At 40.9% G+C, this 17,552-nt stretch carries 13 protein-coding genes and 1 other annotated feature; all 13 genes read left to right on the plus strand.

Annotation, left to right across the window (positions count from 1 at the left end):
- The first annotated feature begins 12 nt into the window (after positions 1 to 12).
- Positions 13 to 438, plus strand: a complete 426-nt coding sequence (gene rplK / locus ACLIBH_RS08115; RefSeq protein ID WP_439316205.1) for a 50S ribosomal protein L11 — start codon at positions 13 to 15, stop codon at positions 436 to 438.
- A 159-nt stretch (positions 439 to 597) separates the two neighbouring features.
- A complete protein-coding gene (rplA, locus tag ACLIBH_RS08120) occupies positions 598 to 1,293 on the plus strand; it encodes a 50S ribosomal protein L1 (protein ID WP_439316206.1) in 696 nt (231 codons plus the stop codon).
- Positions 1,294 to 1,396: 103 nt separating this feature from the next.
- Positions 1,397 to 1,542, plus strand: a sequence feature (ribosomal protein L10 leader region).
- A 28-nt stretch (positions 1,543 to 1,570) separates the two neighbouring features.
- The gene (gene rplJ, locus ACLIBH_RS08125; protein ID WP_439316207.1) at positions 1,571 to 2,068 is read left to right on the plus strand and encodes a 50S ribosomal protein L10; all 498 of its coding nucleotides are present in this window, start codon (positions 1,571 to 1,573) and stop codon (positions 2,066 to 2,068) included.
- A 61-nt stretch (positions 2,069 to 2,129) separates the two neighbouring features.
- A complete protein-coding gene (gene rplL / locus ACLIBH_RS08130; RefSeq protein WP_439316208.1) occupies positions 2,130 to 2,495 on the plus strand; it encodes a 50S ribosomal protein L7/L12 in 366 nt (121 codons plus the stop codon).
- Between the two features lie 229 nt (positions 2,496 to 2,724).
- Positions 2,725 to 3,345, plus strand: coding sequence for a class I SAM-dependent methyltransferase (locus tag ACLIBH_RS08135; protein ID WP_439316209.1), 621 nt, complete (start codon positions 2,725 to 2,727; stop codon positions 3,343 to 3,345).
- A 517-nt stretch (positions 3,346 to 3,862) separates the two neighbouring features.
- A complete protein-coding gene (gene rpoB / locus ACLIBH_RS08140; RefSeq protein WP_439316210.1) occupies positions 3,863 to 7,399 on the plus strand; it encodes a DNA-directed RNA polymerase subunit beta in 3,537 nt (1,178 codons plus the stop codon).
- A gap of 131 nt (positions 7,400 to 7,530) precedes the next feature.
- The gene (gene rpoC / locus ACLIBH_RS08145; protein ID WP_439316211.1) at positions 7,531 to 11,136 is read left to right on the plus strand and encodes a DNA-directed RNA polymerase subunit beta'; all 3,606 of its coding nucleotides are present in this window, start codon (positions 7,531 to 7,533) and stop codon (positions 11,134 to 11,136) included.
- Positions 11,137 to 11,374: 238 nt separating this feature from the next.
- A complete protein-coding gene (locus ACLIBH_RS08150) occupies positions 11,375 to 11,653 on the plus strand; it encodes a 50S ribosomal protein L7ae-like protein (RefSeq protein WP_439316212.1) in 279 nt (92 codons plus the stop codon).
- Positions 11,654 to 11,849: 196 nt separating this feature from the next.
- Positions 11,850 to 12,266 carry a 30S ribosomal protein S12 gene (rpsL, locus tag ACLIBH_RS08155; RefSeq protein ID WP_439316213.1) on the plus strand — a complete coding sequence of 139 codons (417 nt, stop codon included), beginning with the start codon at positions 11,850 to 11,852 and terminating at the stop codon, positions 12,264 to 12,266.
- 42 nt (positions 12,267 to 12,308) lie between these two features.
- Positions 12,309 to 12,779: a 30S ribosomal protein S7 gene (gene rpsG, locus ACLIBH_RS08160; protein ID WP_439316214.1), complete on the plus strand. Its 471-nt coding sequence runs from the start codon at positions 12,309 to 12,311 to the stop codon at positions 12,777 to 12,779.
- 44 nt (positions 12,780 to 12,823) lie between these two features.
- A complete protein-coding gene (gene fusA / locus ACLIBH_RS08165; protein ID WP_439316215.1) occupies positions 12,824 to 14,902 on the plus strand; it encodes an elongation factor G in 2,079 nt (692 codons plus the stop codon).
- A 117-nt stretch (positions 14,903 to 15,019) separates the two neighbouring features.
- On the plus strand, positions 15,020 to 16,210 hold the full coding sequence (tuf, locus tag ACLIBH_RS08170) for an elongation factor Tu (protein ID WP_439316216.1): 1,191 nt from the start codon (positions 15,020 to 15,022) through the stop codon (positions 16,208 to 16,210).
- A 1,010-nt stretch (positions 16,211 to 17,220) separates the two neighbouring features.
- Complete coding sequence (gene rpsJ, locus ACLIBH_RS08175) at positions 17,221 to 17,529, plus strand: 30S ribosomal protein S10 (RefSeq protein ID WP_439316217.1); 309 nt, start codon at positions 17,221 to 17,223, stop codon at positions 17,527 to 17,529.
- The last annotated feature ends 23 nt before the right edge of the window (positions 17,530 to 17,552 follow it).

Raw genomic sequence — 17,552 nt, forward strand, 5'->3', positions numbered from 1 at the left:
GAGGTGTGTTTCGTGGCTAAAAAAGTAATCAAATTAGTAAAACTGCAAATTCCTGCAGGTAAAGCCAACCCGGCGCCGCCAGTTGGACCAGCATTAGGTCAAGCGGGAATTAACATTATGGGATTTTGTAAAGAATTTAATGCACAAACACAAGATCAGGCTGGTTTAATTATTCCGGTTGAAATTACAGTGTTTGAAGATCGTTCATTTACATTTATTACGAAAACTCCACCGGCTGCTGTTTTGCTTAAAAAAGCAGCGGGTATTGATAAAGCTTCCGGTGAACCGAACAAAAACAAGGTTGCCGTAGTTAAGCGTGATAAAGTAAAAGAAATTGCTGAACTAAAAATGCAGGACCTTAACGCCGCTGATGTAGACGCAGCGATGCGCATGGTTGAAGGAACAGCGCGCAGTATGGGTATTACGATTGAAGACTAACTTTTAATGCTAAAGAGGTTGCGGAGGCGCAACCTTTTTCATGAATATGTAGGCTGGCTTGCTTTAAAAAAAGTCGCTTGCATATGTTTGTAAAAGTACGTCTGTGCTTTTATAAGTGGGAGGTAGTACCGTTATTACCACAATAAAGGAGGAAATAGAATGGTTAAAAGAGGTAAAAAGTATCAAGAAGCGGTCAAGCAAATTGATCGTTCAAAAACTTATGATATAAAAGAAGCAGTTGCGTTATTGAAAGAGGTTGCTAAAGCGAATTTCGATGAAACTGTAGAAGTTGCTTATCGTCTTGGCGTTGATCCGAAAAAAGCAGACGAACAAATTCGTGGAGCGTTTGTATTACCACATGGTACAGGGAAAACACAACGCGTTCTTGTGTTTGCAAAAGGTGAAAAGCTAAAAGAGGCCGAAGCGGCTGGAGCGGACTACGTAGGCGACCAAGATTTAATTAATAAAATTAATCAAGGTTGGTTTGACTTCGACGTTATTGTTGCTACACCAGACATGATGGCTGAGGTTGGTAAACTTGGTAGAGTACTTGGACCAAAAGGATTAATGCCAAACCCGAAAACAGGCACAGTAACTTTTGAAGTTGAAAAAGCAGTGAACGATATTAAAGCAGGTAAAGTAGAATACCGTGTTGATAAATCAGCGAACTTGCACGTTCCTCTTGGTAAGTTATCCTTTGAGAACGATAAGTTAGAGGAAAACTTTAATGCGATGACAGAGACAATTGTCAAAGCGAAGCCACAAGCATCTAAAGGGACTTATTTACGAAATGTAGTCATTACTTCAACGATGGGTCCTGGAATTAAAATTGATGTTTCCGGCTTTCGTAAATAACAATCGGACTTGCTTCGAGTAAAGTAGCGTTTCTTTTGTGCATTCACTTGCAATTGCATGCTTGACTTATAACAAGATATCCGCTATACTTTAGTGCGTCTTAATAAAAAAATACGTTGTACCGTAGACAGTAGGTGCGAGTAATTCGCTTAATTTCCTGCCGAGGTGTTTAAAGCAAGTGATAAATCGTTGTGATGTTCATTTGTATAAAAGCCTCCATGTCTACGTGGAGGCTTTTTTGAATCGGTATGATGAGAGGAACTCAGGAGGTGGAAAAATGGCTAATGTTGATCAAAAGAAACAAGTAGTAGAAGAAATTTCAACTCATTTTCGTGAAAGTCAGTCAACGGTATTCGTTGATTACCGTGGATTAAATGTTGCTGAAATTACGCAATTACGTAAAGAGCTGCGTGAAGCTAACATTGAATATAAAGTGTATAAAAACACGCTAGCACGACGCGCAGCTGCAGAAGTTGAGCTTGAAGGCTTGCAAGATACGCTTGTAGGACCAACGGCTGTAGCGTTTAGTAAGGAAGATGTTGTAGCACCTGCTAAAATTATTGATAAGTTTGCTAAAGAGCACGAAGCATTGGAAATTAAAGGCGGCGTAATTGAAGGAAAGGTTGCAACTGTTGACCAAATTCAAGAGCTAGCGAAACTTCCAGATTACAACGGTCTTGTATCTATGTTGTTAAGCGTGCTTCAAGCGCCAGTGCGTAATCTTGCATATGCTACAAAAGCAATTGCAGAACAAAAAGAAGAGCAAGAAGCGTAAGTTTCATCGGATTATAATGATTCGGAATATAAATTAAAACAATTATTAGGAGGAAGAACAGATGACTAAAGAACAAATTATTGAAGCAGTTAAAGAAATGTCTGTTTTAGAATTAAACGATCTTGTTAAAGCAATCGAAGAAGAGTTTGGTGTAACAGCTGCAGCTCCAGTAGCAGTAGCAGGCGCAGCAGGTGGCGGTGAAGCTGCTGAAGAGCAGTCTGAATTTGATGTTGTACTAACGGATGCAGGCGCATCTAAAATTAAAGTTGTTAAAGCAGTTCGCGAAATTACAGGTCTTGGCCTAAAAGATGCGAAAGAATTAACAGACTCTGCTCCAAAAGCAGTTAAAGAAGGCGTGTCTAAGGAAGAAGCTGAAGAAGTTAAAACAAAACTTGAAGAAGCGGGCGCATCTGTAGAAGTAAAATAATGATATTTAAAAGCTCGTCAATGATTTGACGAGCTTTATATATCCATTTTATCCTCGCAACATACTTGTAAAGTCATGTTTTATTGAACACTCCAAAGTACGCTAGCGGAAAACAGCTGGCATTTTATTTAATTGTCCCGTACTAATACGCTGATGGTTTAACCATTTTTGTCATCAAGAACTGTAAAAAACGGCGTAATTGTAAAAAGCTTATAAGAGGTGCTGCAGCATGTCGGAGCATTATTATTCCAAAAGCCCAAAATCAAAGCGTTCCCCTAAAACGTGGACGTATCATCTAAAGGGAAACGATTATACGTTTACGAGCGATGTCGGTGTTTTTTCCAAAGATGAAGTAGATTTTGGATCACGCTTATTAATTGAACAATTCCAATTGCCGCCAGTCGAAGGAGCGCTACTGGATATGGGATGTGGATATGGACCGATCGGAATAGCCCTTGCTGCACAATTTAAAGATCGCGAAATTGTAATGGCAGACGTTAACGAACGAGCGCTTCAGCTTGCAAAGGAAAATGCCAAGCTAAATGACGTGACAAATGTGTCGTTTGCAAACAGTGATGGGTTCTCGACAATATCGACTCCCGAATTTGCGGCTATTGTAACGAATCCGCCAATTCGGGCAGGTAAGAAAGTGATTTATAAAATGTTTGAAGAGAGTAAACGGTTTTTATGTAACCAAGGTGAGCTCTGGATTGTAATACAAAAAAAGCAAGGTGCACCATCTGCGAAGGAAAAATTAGAGGGTGTTTTTGGGAATGTGGAGCTAGTAGGACGCAGCAAAGGCTATTACATATTAAAGTCCGTAATGGTTGACCAGTCCAATTCGATATGATACTATAGTTTAATGCTACAATGGAGTTATTTTGCCCCAAACGAAGTGAGGGGGCTGCACGTATAAATTGGTATAAACTGGAGAGAATAATTAAAATGTAAGGCATACTACGTTCATTCTCTGCAGCTTTTTCATACCAAAATTTCACATTTTTATTTAAGGTTTTATTGGTGGACTCACATGGATTGGGGACTTCATTTTATATATTTACTAAATTATATAGCTAACATATGCATTTAGCAATAATAAAAATAGTTATTATTGTGCGCGTAATGGACGAATGGTGCATTTACGACGCGCAGGCGGCTTGTGTTTAGTTAACAACCGTTTTCTTGTCTGCTAAAAAAATAATAACCTAAATTATGAAATAGCACAAGGGATTAAAAGCAAGATTGTTAATTTGATTAGTGGAACATTTGTTATTAATAATCGGAAAGCATGAGGGGTATGAGCCCGCCGGCTTTCTGACTTATATATATTTTCATTTGAAAAATGTTTGATTTGAGGGGTGAAGCAGTTGACAGGTCAGCTAGTTCAGTATGGGCGTTACCGCAAACGGAGAAGTTATGCACGAATAAGTGAAGTTTTGGAATTGCCAAATCTTATCGAGATCCAAACGGCTTCCTATGAGTGGTTTTTGGAGGAAGGATTAAAGGAAATGTTTGAGGACATTTCGCCTATTGAAGATTTTACAGGGAATTTGTCGTTGGAATTTATCGATTACAGCTTGGGGGATTATAAGTATCCGATTGAGGAATCTAAGGAAAGAGATGTTACTTATAACGCACCACTTCGTGTAAAGGTACGTCTAATTAACAATCAAACAGGTGAAGTAAAAGAGCAAGAAGTATTTATGGGCGATTTCCCGCTCATGACAGATACGGGAACATTTATTATTAACGGAGCGGAACGTGTAATTGTATCTCAGCTCGTTCGATCGCCGAGTGTTTATTATAATGAAAAAATAGATAAAAACGGAAAAAGAGGCATGACAGCGACTGTAATTCCAAATCGAGGCGCATGGCTAGAGTTAGAGACGGATGCACGTGATGTCGTATATGTTCGGATTGACCGTACAAGAAAGCTTCCGATTACTGTTTTACTTCGTGCGCTCGGCTTAGGAACCGATCAGGAGATGATCGATTTAATCGGCGATAACGAATATTTAAAGAATACGCTTGAAAAAGATAACACGGAAACAACGGAAAAGGCTTTGCTTGAAATTTATGAGCGTTTACGTCCTGGCGAGCCACCGACAGTTGAAAATGCAAAAAGCTTACTCGTATCTCGTTTTTTTGATCCGAAGCGGTACGATCTTGCACATGTCGGTCGTTACAAGATGAATAAAAAGCTGCACATTAAAAATCGACTCTTTAATCAAGTGCTAGCTGAAACAATTGTTGATAAAGAGACTGGTGAAGTGCTGGCAGAAAAAGGCGATAAGATCGAGCGTAAACTATTAAACAAATTAATTCCTTATTTAGATAACGAAGATGAAAAGCTTGGTGAAAAGACGATTGATCTTCGAGATGGCGTGCTTGACGAGGAGGTTCCTGTTCAGTCTATTAAAATTATGGACCCTACTGATCCAGAAGGTGAAAGGGAATTAACTGTTGTAGGCAACGCAAATGTAGACGAGGATGTTAAACATATTACTCCTGCAGACATTTTGGCGTCTATTAGCTACTTCTTTAATTTGCTGCATCGAGTTGGAGATACAGATGATATCGATCACTTAGGAAATCGTCGATTGCGCTCTGTCGGGGAATTATTACAAAACCAATTCCGTATAGGGTTATCCCGGATGGAACGTGTCGTTCGCGAGAGAATGTCCATTCAAGACACGTCTAGTATTACGCCACAGCAATTAATTAATATTCGACCTGTCATTGCTTCGATTAAAGAGTTTTTCGGAAGCTCGCAGCTGTCTCAATTTATGGACCAAACGAATCCACTCGCAGAGCTAACGCATAAGCGTCGTCTATCTGCATTAGGACCGGGTGGATTAACGAGAGAGCGAGCTGGAATGGAAGTGCGAGATGTTCACTATTCCCACTACGGGCGTATGTGTCCGATCGAAACACCGGAAGGGCCAAACATTGGTTTGATTAACTCGCTGTCGAGCTTTGCAAAGGTAAATAAATTTGGCTTTATTGAAACACCATATCGTAGAGTCGATCCAGAAACGGGTAGAGTGACCGCAGATATCGATTACTTAACAGCTGATGAAGAAGATAATTATGTTGTTGCACAGGCGAATGCTCGCTTGGACGAAGAAGGTAATTTTATAGATGAAGAAGTTATCGCGCGCTTCCGAGGAGAGAACACAATTGTTCCACGCGAACAGCTTGATTATATGGATGTATCACCAAAGCAAGTCGTATCTGCTGCAACAGCGTGTATACCTTTCTTGGAAAATGACGACTCCAACCGTGCGTTAATGGGAGCAAACATGCAACGACAAGCGGTTCCGTTATTACAGCCGGAAGCTCCAATTGTTGGAACAGGTATGGAGTATGTTTCTGGTAAGGATTCCGGAGCAGCAATAATTTGTCGAAATAGCGGTATTGTTGAGCGTGTTGAAGCAAAAGAAATTCATATTCGTCGAATTTCTGAAGTGGATGGCAAAGAAGTACGTGGCGATGTCGATCGTTATCGTTTAAGTAAATACATTCGTTCCAACCAAGGAACTTGTTACAATCAACGGCCGATTGTGCGGCTCGGCGACCGTGTTACTAAAGGTGAAGTACTTGCAGATGGTCCTTCGATGCAGGATGGTGAGTTAGCATTAGGTCGTAACGTACTCGTCGCATTTATGACATGGGAAGGCTACAACTATGAAGATGCGATAATTATGAGTGAAAATCTCGTTAAAGATGACGTGTATACTTCGATTCACATTGAAGAGTACGAATCAGAAGCGAGAGATACGAAGCTCGGACCGGAAGAAATAACAAGAGATATACCGAACGTTGGAGAAGACGCCTTAAAGAACTTGAATGAAGATGGAATTATCCGTGTCGGTGCAGAAGTTTCTGACGGCGATATCTTAGTAGGGAAAGTAACGCCGAAAGGGGTAACAGAGCTATCTGCAGAAGAGCGGCTGTTACATGCGATTTTCGGTGAAAAGGCTCGAGAGGTTCGAGATACTTCTTTACGTGTACCGCATGGTGCTGGCGGAATTGTACTCGACGTTAAAATATTTAACCGTGTAGATGGCGACGAATTAAAGCCAGGCGTTAACCAGCTTGTCCGCGTTTATATTGTCCAAAAACGAAAAATATCTGAAGGGGACAAAATGGCTGGTCGACACGGGAACAAAGGGGTAATTTCAAAGTTACTACCAGAAGAAGACATGCCGTTTCTTCCAGATGGAACACCAGTAGATATTATGTTGAACCCACTTGGCGTACCGTCACGAATGAATATCGGACAAGTGTTTGAGCTTCATTTAGGGATGGCAGCAAAACAGCTCGGCATCCACGTTGCATCTCCAGTATTTGATGGTGCAAACGAGGAGGATGTATGGAGCACATTGGAAGAGGCAGGCATGCCAAGAGACGCTAAAACGGTCCTATATGACGGTAGAACAGGTGAAGCTTTTGATAACCGTGTCGCTGTTGGAGTATCTTATATGATCAAGCTTTCTCACATGGTTGATGATAAGCTACACGCTCGCTCTACTGGACCATACTCGCTAGTTACACAACAGCCATTAGGCGGAAAAGCGCAGTTTGGTGGACAGCGATTTGGTGAAATGGAAGTTTGGGCACTGGAAGCTTATGGGGCAGCATATACACTGCAAGAAATTCTTACTGTTAAATCCGATGATATTGTTGGACGGGTGAAAACGTATGAATCTGTAGTGAAGGGCGACAATGTTCCAGAGCCTGGTGTACCTGAATCATTCAAGGTTCTTATTAAAGAGCTTCAAAGCTTAGGTATGGACGTTAAAATGCTTTCCAGTGATGAAAAAGAGATTGACCTGCGTGAACTAGAGGACGATGAGACACAGACGGCAAGCAAATTAAATCTCGAAATCAAACAAGACTAAAAAGGATCGGAGTGTTGGCTTAAATTTTAAAGTCAACCTCCCTAACCTTTTGTTTCTGATATGCTTGGCATGAAGCCGAGATTTCTAATAGAGCTTTGGTTAAATCGGACATTAAATGGGAGGTAGGCCCCTTGCTAGATGTAAATAACTTTGAATTTATGAAAATTGGTTTAGCTTCATCGGAAAAGATACGGTCCTGGTCTTATGGTGAAGTTAAAAAGCCAGAGACAATCAACTACCGCACCTTAAAGCCGGAAAAAGATGGCTTATTCTGTGAGCGGATATTTGGCCCTCAGAAAGACTGGGAATGTCATTGCGGGAAGTATAAGCGTGTACGTTATAAAGGCGTTGTTTGTGATCGTTGTGGAGTCGAGGTAACGAAATCCAAAGTGCGCCGCGAACGTATGGCACACATTGAACTTGCAGCTCCTGTTTCGCATATTTGGTACTTTAAAGGTATTCCAAGCAGAATGGGACTCGTACTAGATATGTCGCCACGAGCGCTTGAGGAAGTGCTGTACTTTGCAGCTTATGTTGTTACCGATCCAGGAAACACACCGTTGGAAAAAAAGCAATTACTCTCTGAAAAAGAGTATCGTACGTATTATGAAAAATATGGCAATGTATTTAAGGCAGAAATGGGTGCCGAAGCCGTCCGTAAATTATTGCAAGATATCGACTTGGAAAAAGAAGTTGCTGCTTTAAAAGAAGAACTTAAAACAGTGCAAGGACAGCGACGAACACGTGCAATTCGACGCTTGGAAGTGATGGAGGCATTCCGGCATTCCGGAAACGATACGTCTTGGATGATTTTAGACGTATTGCCAGTTATACCACCGGAAATTAGACCAATGGTCCAGCTTGATGGAGGGCGTTTCGCAACATCCGATTTAAATGACCTGTATCGCCGGGTAATTAACCGGAACAATCGTTTGAAGCGACTGCTCGATCTAGGTGCACCAAGCATTATCGTTCAAAACGAGAAAAGAATGCTACAGGAAGCAGTCGATGCATTAATTGACAATGGCCGACGTGGTCGTCCGGTAACAGGACCAGGAAATCGTCCGTTAAAATCGTTGTCCCATATGTTGAAAGGGAAGCAAGGACGATTCCGTCAGAACTTGCTCGGAAAGCGTGTAGATTATTCCGGTCGTTCCGTTATTATCGTAGGACCGAGCTTGAAAATGTACCAATGCGGCTTGCCAAAAGAAATGGCGTTAGAGCTATTTAAGCCATTTATTATGAAAGAGCTTGTTGGTCAAGGTATAGCTCATAACATAAAATCTGCTAAGCGAAAAATAGAACGTGTGCATCCAGAAGTATGGGATGTACTTGAAGAAGTAATTAAAGAGCACCCTGTATTATTAAACCGTGCTCCTACGCTACACAGACTTGGTATTCAAGCGTTTGAACCGACACTTGTCGAAGGGCGGGCAATTCGTCTTCACCCACTCGTTTGTACAGCTTATAATGCGGACTTTGACGGGGACCAGATGGCTGTTCACGTACCATTATCTGCAGAAGCTCAAGCAGAAGCACGTATTTTAATGCTCGCTGCGCAAAATATTTTAAACCCAAAAGATGGGAAACCAGTTGTTACGCCTTCACAGGACATGGTACTGGGGAATTATTACTTGACGATGGAGCGTAAAGGAGCAATTGGAGAAGGGAAAGTATTCAGCGATGTAAATGAAGCGTTAATTGCTTATCAAAATGGATATGTACATTTACACAGCAGAATCGCCCTCCATGCGGGCAGCTTAAATAATAAAACTTTTACAGATAAACAGCATAACCAGTTGATTTTGACTACAGTTGGTAAAATAATATTTAATGAAATATTGCCAGATTCTTTTCCATATATTAATGAGCCGACGAAGGCCAACTTGGAAATTGAGACGCCTGAAAAGTATTTTGTAGAAAAAGGTGTCAATATTAGAGAAGAAATTGCAAACCGAGAGCTAGTAGGCCCGTTTAAGAAGGGCATTTTAGGCGATATAATCGCTGAAGTGTTTAAGCGGTATAAGATTAGTGAAACGTCAAAAATGCTTGATCGAATGAAAGACCTAGGCTTCCATTACTCAACTCGTGCTGGAATGACTGTAGGCGTCTCCGATATCGTAGTTTTGAAGGAGAAAGGCCAGCTGCTTGAGGAAGCACAGATTAAAGTAGATAATGTGCTTAAGCAATTCCGTCGCGGTTTAATAACGGAAGAAGAGCGATATGACCGTGTCATTTCAATCTGGTCGGAAGTAAAAGATATTATTCAAGATAAATTAATGGGTTCATTAAGCAACGAGAATCCGATCTTTATGATGAGTGATTCCGGCGCACGTGGTAATGCTTCTAACTTTACACAGCTTGCTGGTATGCGTGGATTAATGGCTAACCCGGCTGGAAGAATTATTGAACTTCCTATTAAGTCAAGCTTCCGTGAAGGATTGACGGTACTTGAGTACTTTATATCTACCCACGGTGCACGTAAAGGACTTGCCGATACAGCGCTGAAAACAGCCGACTCTGGTTATTTAACTCGTCGACTTGTTGATGTTGCCCAAGATGTAATTGTACGAGAAGCGGACTGTGGAACAGATCGCGGACTTACTGTTACGTCATTAAGTGTAGGATCTGAATTAATTGAACCACTTATTGACCGTCTCATTGGTCGAACGTTATTCGAAACAGTGACACATCCGGAAACAAATGAAGTGATTGTTGAAAGAGACACAGTCATAACGGAAGATCAAGGAAAACAGATTGTAGATGCGGGTATTGAAGAGGTAACAATTCGTTCCGTATTCACGTGTAATACAAAACATGGCGTATGTAAAAAATGTTATGGCCGCAACCTTGCAACAGGAGATGAGGTTGAAGTTGGTGAAGCGGTTGGTATTATTGCTGCACAGTCCATCGGTGAGCCTGGTACACAGCTGACGATGCGTACATTCCACACAGGTGGAGTTGCTGGTGATGATATTACACAAGGTTTGCCGCGTATCCAAGAGCTATTTGAAGCTAGAAATCCAAAAGGGCAAGCGGTAATAAGCGAAGTCCATGGTACCGTCGATGAAATTAAAGAAGTAAAGGATAAGCACGAGATCGTTGTTCAAGGTGAAATTGAGAAACGTTCGTACGCTGTCCCTTATAACGCTCGTTTAAAAGTAGCAGTCGGAGATGAAGTAATCGCCGGTCAAGAGCTAACAGAAGGTTCTGTTGACCCGAAAGAGCTATTGGAAGTTCAAGGCATCGAAGGTGTTCAAGCCTACTTGTTGCGCGAAGTTCAGCGCGTTTATCGTATGCAAGGGGTTGAAATCGGCGACAAGCACGTAGAAGTAATGGTTCGTCAAATGCTTCGAAAAGTTCGGGTTATTGAATCTGGAGATACAGATGTTCTACCAGGCTCCTTGCTTGAATTGCATCAGTTTAAAGAAGCAAATGAAAAAGTTTTAAAAGAAGGAAAGCTTCCTGCTGTGGGAGAGCCAGTGTTGCTAGGAATTACAAAGGCATCACTTGAAACGGACTCCTTCCTATCGGCTGCATCCTTCCAGGAAACGACGAGAGTATTAACAGATGCAGCAATTAAAGGGAAAACCGACGAATTGCTCGGTCTGAAAGAAAACGTCATAATTGGTAAACTAATTCCTGCTGGTACAGGAATGCAACGATATCGCAAAATTAAATCAGCGTTGGATTTACCGGAAGAAGAAGTGGTCGAACAACCGGAAATTGTCCAATAATGATTTGTGAGCAAAAGCATTCTGTAGCCTACGAGCTGCGGAATGCTTATTGCATTCGTTTATTGAGTGTAGCGGTTTGGCTACAAAACTTACGCTCGTATGTTAATGATTTATTTTTATGTATCGTTAACAAGTAAATTTATTTAAAAAAAGATAGAAAAACAAGTAAAAAAGTAAGGTTTATGTTGACATTAAAATACGAGAATGGTAATATAACCAAGGTGATTCCGAATTTTACTTGTTTTCCATGGAGGAAAGACTGATGTCTTATGAAAAAGTGACTCAGCTTAAAGCACGTACAATTATCGGAACAAAACAAACGCTTAAAGCAATGAAAAACGGTGAAATAAGCGAATTGTTTATCGCCAATGATGCGGATCATCAAGTTACAGAAAAGGTAGTTGAACTAGCAAATCGTTTAAATATACCTTGTAATTATGTTGATTCGATGAGAAAGTTGGGAGCTGCCTGCGGAATAGAAGTAGGGGCATCCACGGTGGCTATAAGACAAAAGTAGTTTTGATGAATCCATTCATGAAGACTTTGTTTTTTGCCCGAACATGAACCACCTGGATGTGTGGGCTAAGGATTCGATGGTGCGGTTAGTGCATTAGCTTCGTTTAATGAGGGTAATGTATTAAGATGATTTGGATGTTATCTATTATATAGTAATATCCTGTCGATACATTATTTAGTAGAAAGGAGGACAATATATGCCTACAATTAATCAACTTATACGTAAAGGTCGTGTAAGCAAACCAAAGAAGTATGATTCACCAGCACTTAACAGAGGGTACAACAGCTTTAAGAAAAAGTTTACGAATGTAAACTCCCCACAAAAACGTGGCGTTTGTACTCGTGTTGGTACACTTACACCGAAAAAACCGAACTCTGCACTTCGTAAGTATGCGCGTGTTCGTTTGTCAAATAATATGGAAGTAACTGCATATATCCCTGGTATTGGTCACAATCTTCAGGAGCATAGTGTAGTATTGCTTCGTGGTGGTCGTGTAAAAGACTTACCAGGTGTTCGTTATCATATTGTTCGCGGTGCATTAGATACTGCAGGAGTAGAAGGACGTGCACAAGGCCGTTCTAAGTATGGTACGAAGAAACCAAAAAGCAAATAATAAGATGATCGTGATATAAGAACGAGGAAAGGAGGGGGACATATGCCAAGAAAAGGATCCGTACCTAAAAGAGATGTCCTACCAGATCCGCTTTACAATTCAAAATTAGTTACACGCTTGATTAATCAAATTATGATTGATGGTAAACGTGGAAAAGCACAAAAAATTCTTTACAATGCATTTGAGCTTGTTTCTGAAAAGAGTGGCCAAAATGCAATGGAAGTATTTGAACAAGCGATGAAGAATGTTATGCCGGTATTAGAAGTACGCGCTCGTCGTGTAGGTGGTTCTAACTACCAAGTACCGATGGAAGTACGCCCAGAGCGTCGTCAAGCACTAGGCTTAAGATACATTGTGAACTACTCACGCCTTCGCGGAGAAAAAACAATGGAAGAACGACTTGCCAATGAAATTCTTGATGCATCGAACAACACTGGCGCATCTGTAAAGAAACGCGAAGAGCTACACAAAATGGCGGAAGCAAACAGAGCTTTTGCACATTACCGCTGGTAAGCTAAAAACAACTAATATGTTTTTGAAAGGAAGGAGAAGAATACATGGCTAGAGAGTTCTCCTTGGAAAAGACGCGCAATATAGGAATCATGGCACATATCGACGCAGGAAAGACAACAACTACTGAGCGTATTCTTTTCTACACAGGACGCATTCATAAAATTGGTGAAACGCATGAAGGTGCTTCCCAGATGGACTGGATGGAGCAGGAACAAGAGCGTGGAATTACAATTACATCTGCGGCTACAACTGCTCAATGGAAAGGTCACCGTATCAACATTATTGATACCCCAGGGCACGTGGATTTTACAGTAGAAGTAGAACGTTCACTACGTGTACTTGATGGAGCGGTCACCGTTCTTGATGCACAATCAGGTGTAGAGCCACAAACAGAAACTGTTTGGCGCCAAGCAACAACTTACGGCGTACCACGAATTGTATTTATTAACAAAATGGATAAAATCGGTGCAGACTTTTTATATGCAACGAGTACTCTAAAGGATCGTTTAGGTGCGAATGCGCAACCGGTACAAATGCCAATTGGTGCAGAAGATAATTTCGAAGGGATTATCGATCTCATTAATATGGAAGCACATTTTTACTTGGACGATTTAGGTACAGTTGATGAAGCACGTGAAATTCCTGATGAATATAAAGAAAAAGCCGAAGAATTACGGGCAGAATTAATTGAGTCCGTTGCTGATTTAGACGAAGAACTAATGATGAAGTTTCTAGAAGGAGAAGAAATCTCTAACGAGGAACTTAGAAAAGTAATTCGTCAAGCAACATTGGATGTAGAATTTTACCCAGTATTTTGCGGATCAGCATTTAAAAACAAAGGTGTTCAGCTCATTCTTGATGGTGTGTTAGATTACTTACCTGCACCAACAGACATTCCGCCTATTCAAGGTATCGTTCCTGATACTGAAGAAGAGGTAGAACGCCCAGCTGACGATAAAGAGCCATTCTCTGCATTAGCATTTAAAGTAATGACAGATCCGTACGTAGGAAAACTAACGTTCTTCCGCGTATACTCTGGTGTTTTGAAATCCGGTTCATATGTTATGAACTCTGTGAAGAAAAAGCGCGAGCGTATCGGACGTATATTACAGATGCATGCGAACTCACGTGAAGAGATCTCTGAGATTCACTGCGGTGAAATTGCTGCTGCGGTTGGATTGAAGGATACTTCAACTGGTGATACGCTGTGTGATGAAAAAGCACTCGTTATTTTGGAATCTATGGATTTCCCAGAGCCGGTTATTCAGGTTGCAATTGAGCCTAAGACAAAAGCCGACCAGGATAAAATGGGGATTGCTTTAGGTAAACTAGCTGAAGAAGATCCTACATTTACTACGGAATCTGACCCAGAAACTGGTCAAACGTTAATTGCTGGTATGGGTGAGCTTCATTTGGACGTAATTGTTGACCGTTTGAAGCGTGAATTTAAAGTAGAGGCGAATGTGGGTGCACCACAGGTAGCTTACCGTGAAACATTCCGTGCATCGGCTGAGGTTGAAGGTAAATTCATCCGTCAGTCTGGGGGACGCGGACAATACGGACACGTTTGGGTTAAATATGAGCCAAATGAAGAAGGCGCTGGATTTGAATTTGAAAACAAAATTGTTGGTGGGGTCGTACCTCGTGAATACATTCCATCTGTTGAAGCCGGAATTAAAGAGGCTTTAGAAAATGGTGTATTAGCTGGGTATCCACTAATTGACGTAAAAGCGTCATTATATGATGGAAGCTACCACGACGTTGACTCAAACGAGATGGCGTTTAAAATCGCTGGTTCCATGTCTCTAAAGGCTGCTAAGAATAAGTGTCAGCCAGTATTATTGGAGCCAATGATGAAAGTGGAAATTGTTATTCCTGAAGAGTATATGGGCGACATCATGGGTGATGTTACATCCCGACGTGGACGTGTAGAAGGTATGGATACGCGCGGAAACGCACAGCTTGTAAAAGCATTCGTACCACTTGCTGAAATGTTCGGTTATGCAACTGCTTTGCGTTCGAACACGCAAGGCCGTGGAACATACACAATGTTCTTCGATCACTATGAAGAAGTACCGAAAAGCATCTCTGAAGAGATTATTGCTAAAAACGCTGGAGAATAATTGATTTTTTAATCATTCTCCAGTATAACTTGTATTAAAGACTAAGATAACACCAAGATAAATTCTTAGTTATAAATAAAAAATTAATGTTTCATTTATTAAAAGGAGGAACTATAAATGGCTAAAGAAAAATTTGACCGCTCAAAACCACACGTTAACATTGGTACGATTGGACACGTTGACCATGGTAAAACTACTTTAACTGCAGCAATCACAACTGTTATGAACAAAAGAAACGGTTCTGGAACTGCAATGGCGTATGACCAAATTGATGGTGCTCCAGAGGAAAAAGAGCGTGGAATTACAATCGCTACTTCTCACGTAGAGTATGAAACTGAAAACCGTCACTACGCACACGTAGACTGCCCAGGACACGCGGACTACGTTAAAAACATGATCACTGGTGCTGCACAAATGGATGGTGCAATTCTAGTTGTATCTTCTGCTGACGGCCCAATGCCTCAAACTCGTGAGCATATCTTACTTTCTCGTAACGTAGGTGTACCTTCAATCGTTGTATTCCTAAACAAAGTAGATATGGTTGACGATGAAGAATTATTAGAATTAGTAGAAATGGAAGTACGTGACCTATTGTCTGAGTACGACTTCCCTGGTGATGACATTCCAGTTGTTGCTGGTTCTGCACTTAAAGCACTTGAAGGCGATGCAGAGTACGAAGAGAAAATCGTTGAGCTTATGAGCGCTGTTGATGAGTACATCCCGAACCCAGAGCGTGACACAGATAAGCCATTCATGATGCCAATTGAGGACGTATTCTCAATTACTGGTCGTGGTACTGTTGCAACTGGCCGTGTTGAGCGTGGTCAAGTTAAAGTTGGCGATGAAGTAGAAATCATCGGTCTTGCTGAAGAAGCAGGAAAAACAACTGTTACAGGTGTAGAAATGTTCCGTAAGCTTCTTGACTATGCAGAAGCTGGAGACAACATTGGTGCACTTCTTCGTGGGGTAGGACGTGAAGACATTAGCCGTGGTCAAGTATTGGCTAAGCCAGGTTCTATTACACCACATACAAACTTTAAAGCAGAAGTTTACGTACTATCAAAAGAAGAAGGTGGACGTCATACACCATTCTTCGGTAACTATCGTCCACAGTTCTACTTCCGTACAACAGACGTAACTGGTGTTATCCAGCTACCTGAAGGAGTAGAAATGGTAATGCCTGGCGATAACATTGAAATGAGCGTTGAGCTTATTTCTCCAATCGCTATTGAAGACGGTACACGTTTCTCTATCCGTGAGGGCGGACGTACAGTTGGATCTGGTGTTGTATCATCTATTGAAAAGTAATTAACTTTTAAAGAAAACCCGAATGGCTTTTAGGAGCCGTTCGGGTTTTTGTATTTAAGAGACATAACGTACCATGTTCACCTACAATATATGGTTTTTTGTCAAATGACGTTGGTGGTGTAGATTAAGTCGAGGAATACTTACTAATTAAGTAGAACGAAAACATGAAAGCTTGTGCTCTGAATTCGCTGGCTTGCAAAATTAAACATGCAGACGATACAGGTACTAAAAACGGTACACAAATATCGATAATTACTTTACCTACCACAGTCACGCTTCCAACATATTTACGATTAAAGAAGCAACGTTTAGTAAGTAAATCGTGAAATTTACAAGTAGATAAGTGATTCCTCTCAATGGATATGGTTTTCGACGACTTTTATTCTACAGGGAAATTCACTTGTCTTCTATTAAGAAATCAAATTGACGTTAGTGAACTTTTATACGATGAAGAAGGTTTTCAAAATTAAATATCTACCTTACAAATACGAAACGAAATCTTCTCTCACGTATGAGTAAAAAGTTTGTGGGGGGACACATGCACGAATCTAACTAGATAATATGTGATCAATTTTACTTCGAACGATATACACATGAATAACACCGTTGATTTTCACTGCAGGTGGATGCTTTCCGCGGGCACGGCTTCAGCCTCCTCGGAAAGCGTAGTGTATATCTATTGCGGTCGGTAGGAATCAATACTAAAGTTAACGAATACAAAGAGAGGTTTTTTAACTTTTTAAAATAACACCCACAAATACGTGACTCAATCTTCTCTCACTTTTCCCTTGCAATCGTACTAAAAACTTTGTATAATATATAATCGTGCAATCAGTTAGATTTTGCATAAAATGATTGCATTGGCTAGCGTTTTTCTATATAATAGAAACGTTGGTCATTAGTGATGAAGTGGAAGGTTGTTGGCACACCCGGACCCTTTGCCATGGGTGGTGGTCAAGAAATTTTCATGGAGCAGTCTATTATAAAATGGACGAAAGGGAGGGAAGATAATGGCAAAAGAGAAGATTCGAATTCGTTTGAAAGCATACGATCACCGTATTTTAGATCAATCAGCAGTGAAGATTGTTGACACAGCGAAACGTTCTGGTGCTAAAGTATCTGGACCGATTCCGTTACCGACTGAAAAGTCAGTTTACACGGTATTGCGTGCGGTGCATAAGTACAAGGATTCTCGTGAGCAGTTCGAAATGCGTACACATAAACGCTTAATCGATATTGTTAGTCCAACGCCAAAAACAGTTGACGCATTAATGCGACTTGACTTGCCATCTGGCGTAGATATTGAAATCAAACTATAAATGAATGTTTTAACTAATAGGAG

The sequence above is a fragment of the Virgibacillus sp. W0430 genome, assembly GCF_051846935.1.
In the GTDB taxonomy this organism is placed as follows: Bacteria; Bacillota; Bacilli; order Bacillales; family Amphibacillaceae; genus JBPYCR01.

Coding starts and splice junctions, on each gene's coding strand:
- rplA (WP_439316206.1), top strand. CDS start 598: ATGGTTAAAAGAGGTAAAAAGTATCAAGAAGCGGTCAAGCAAATTGAT.
- rplJ (WP_439316207.1), top strand. CDS start 1,571: ATGGCTAATGTTGATCAAAAGAAACAAGTAGTAGAAGAAATTTCAACT.
- rplL (WP_439316208.1), top strand. CDS start 2,130: ATGACTAAAGAACAAATTATTGAAGCAGTTAAAGAAATGTCTGTTTTA.
- ACLIBH_RS08135 (WP_439316209.1), top strand. CDS start 2,725: ATGTCGGAGCATTATTATTCCAAAAGCCCAAAATCAAAGCGTTCCCCT.
- rpsL (WP_439316213.1), top strand. CDS start 11,850: ATGCCTACAATTAATCAACTTATACGTAAAGGTCGTGTAAGCAAACCA.
- rpsG (WP_439316214.1), top strand. CDS start 12,309: ATGCCAAGAAAAGGATCCGTACCTAAAAGAGATGTCCTACCAGATCCG.
- fusA (WP_439316215.1), top strand. CDS start 12,824: ATGGCTAGAGAGTTCTCCTTGGAAAAGACGCGCAATATAGGAATCATG.
- tuf (WP_439316216.1), top strand. CDS start 15,020: ATGGCTAAAGAAAAATTTGACCGCTCAAAACCACACGTTAACATTGGT.
- rpsJ (WP_439316217.1), top strand. CDS start 17,221: ATGGCAAAAGAGAAGATTCGAATTCGTTTGAAAGCATACGATCACCGT.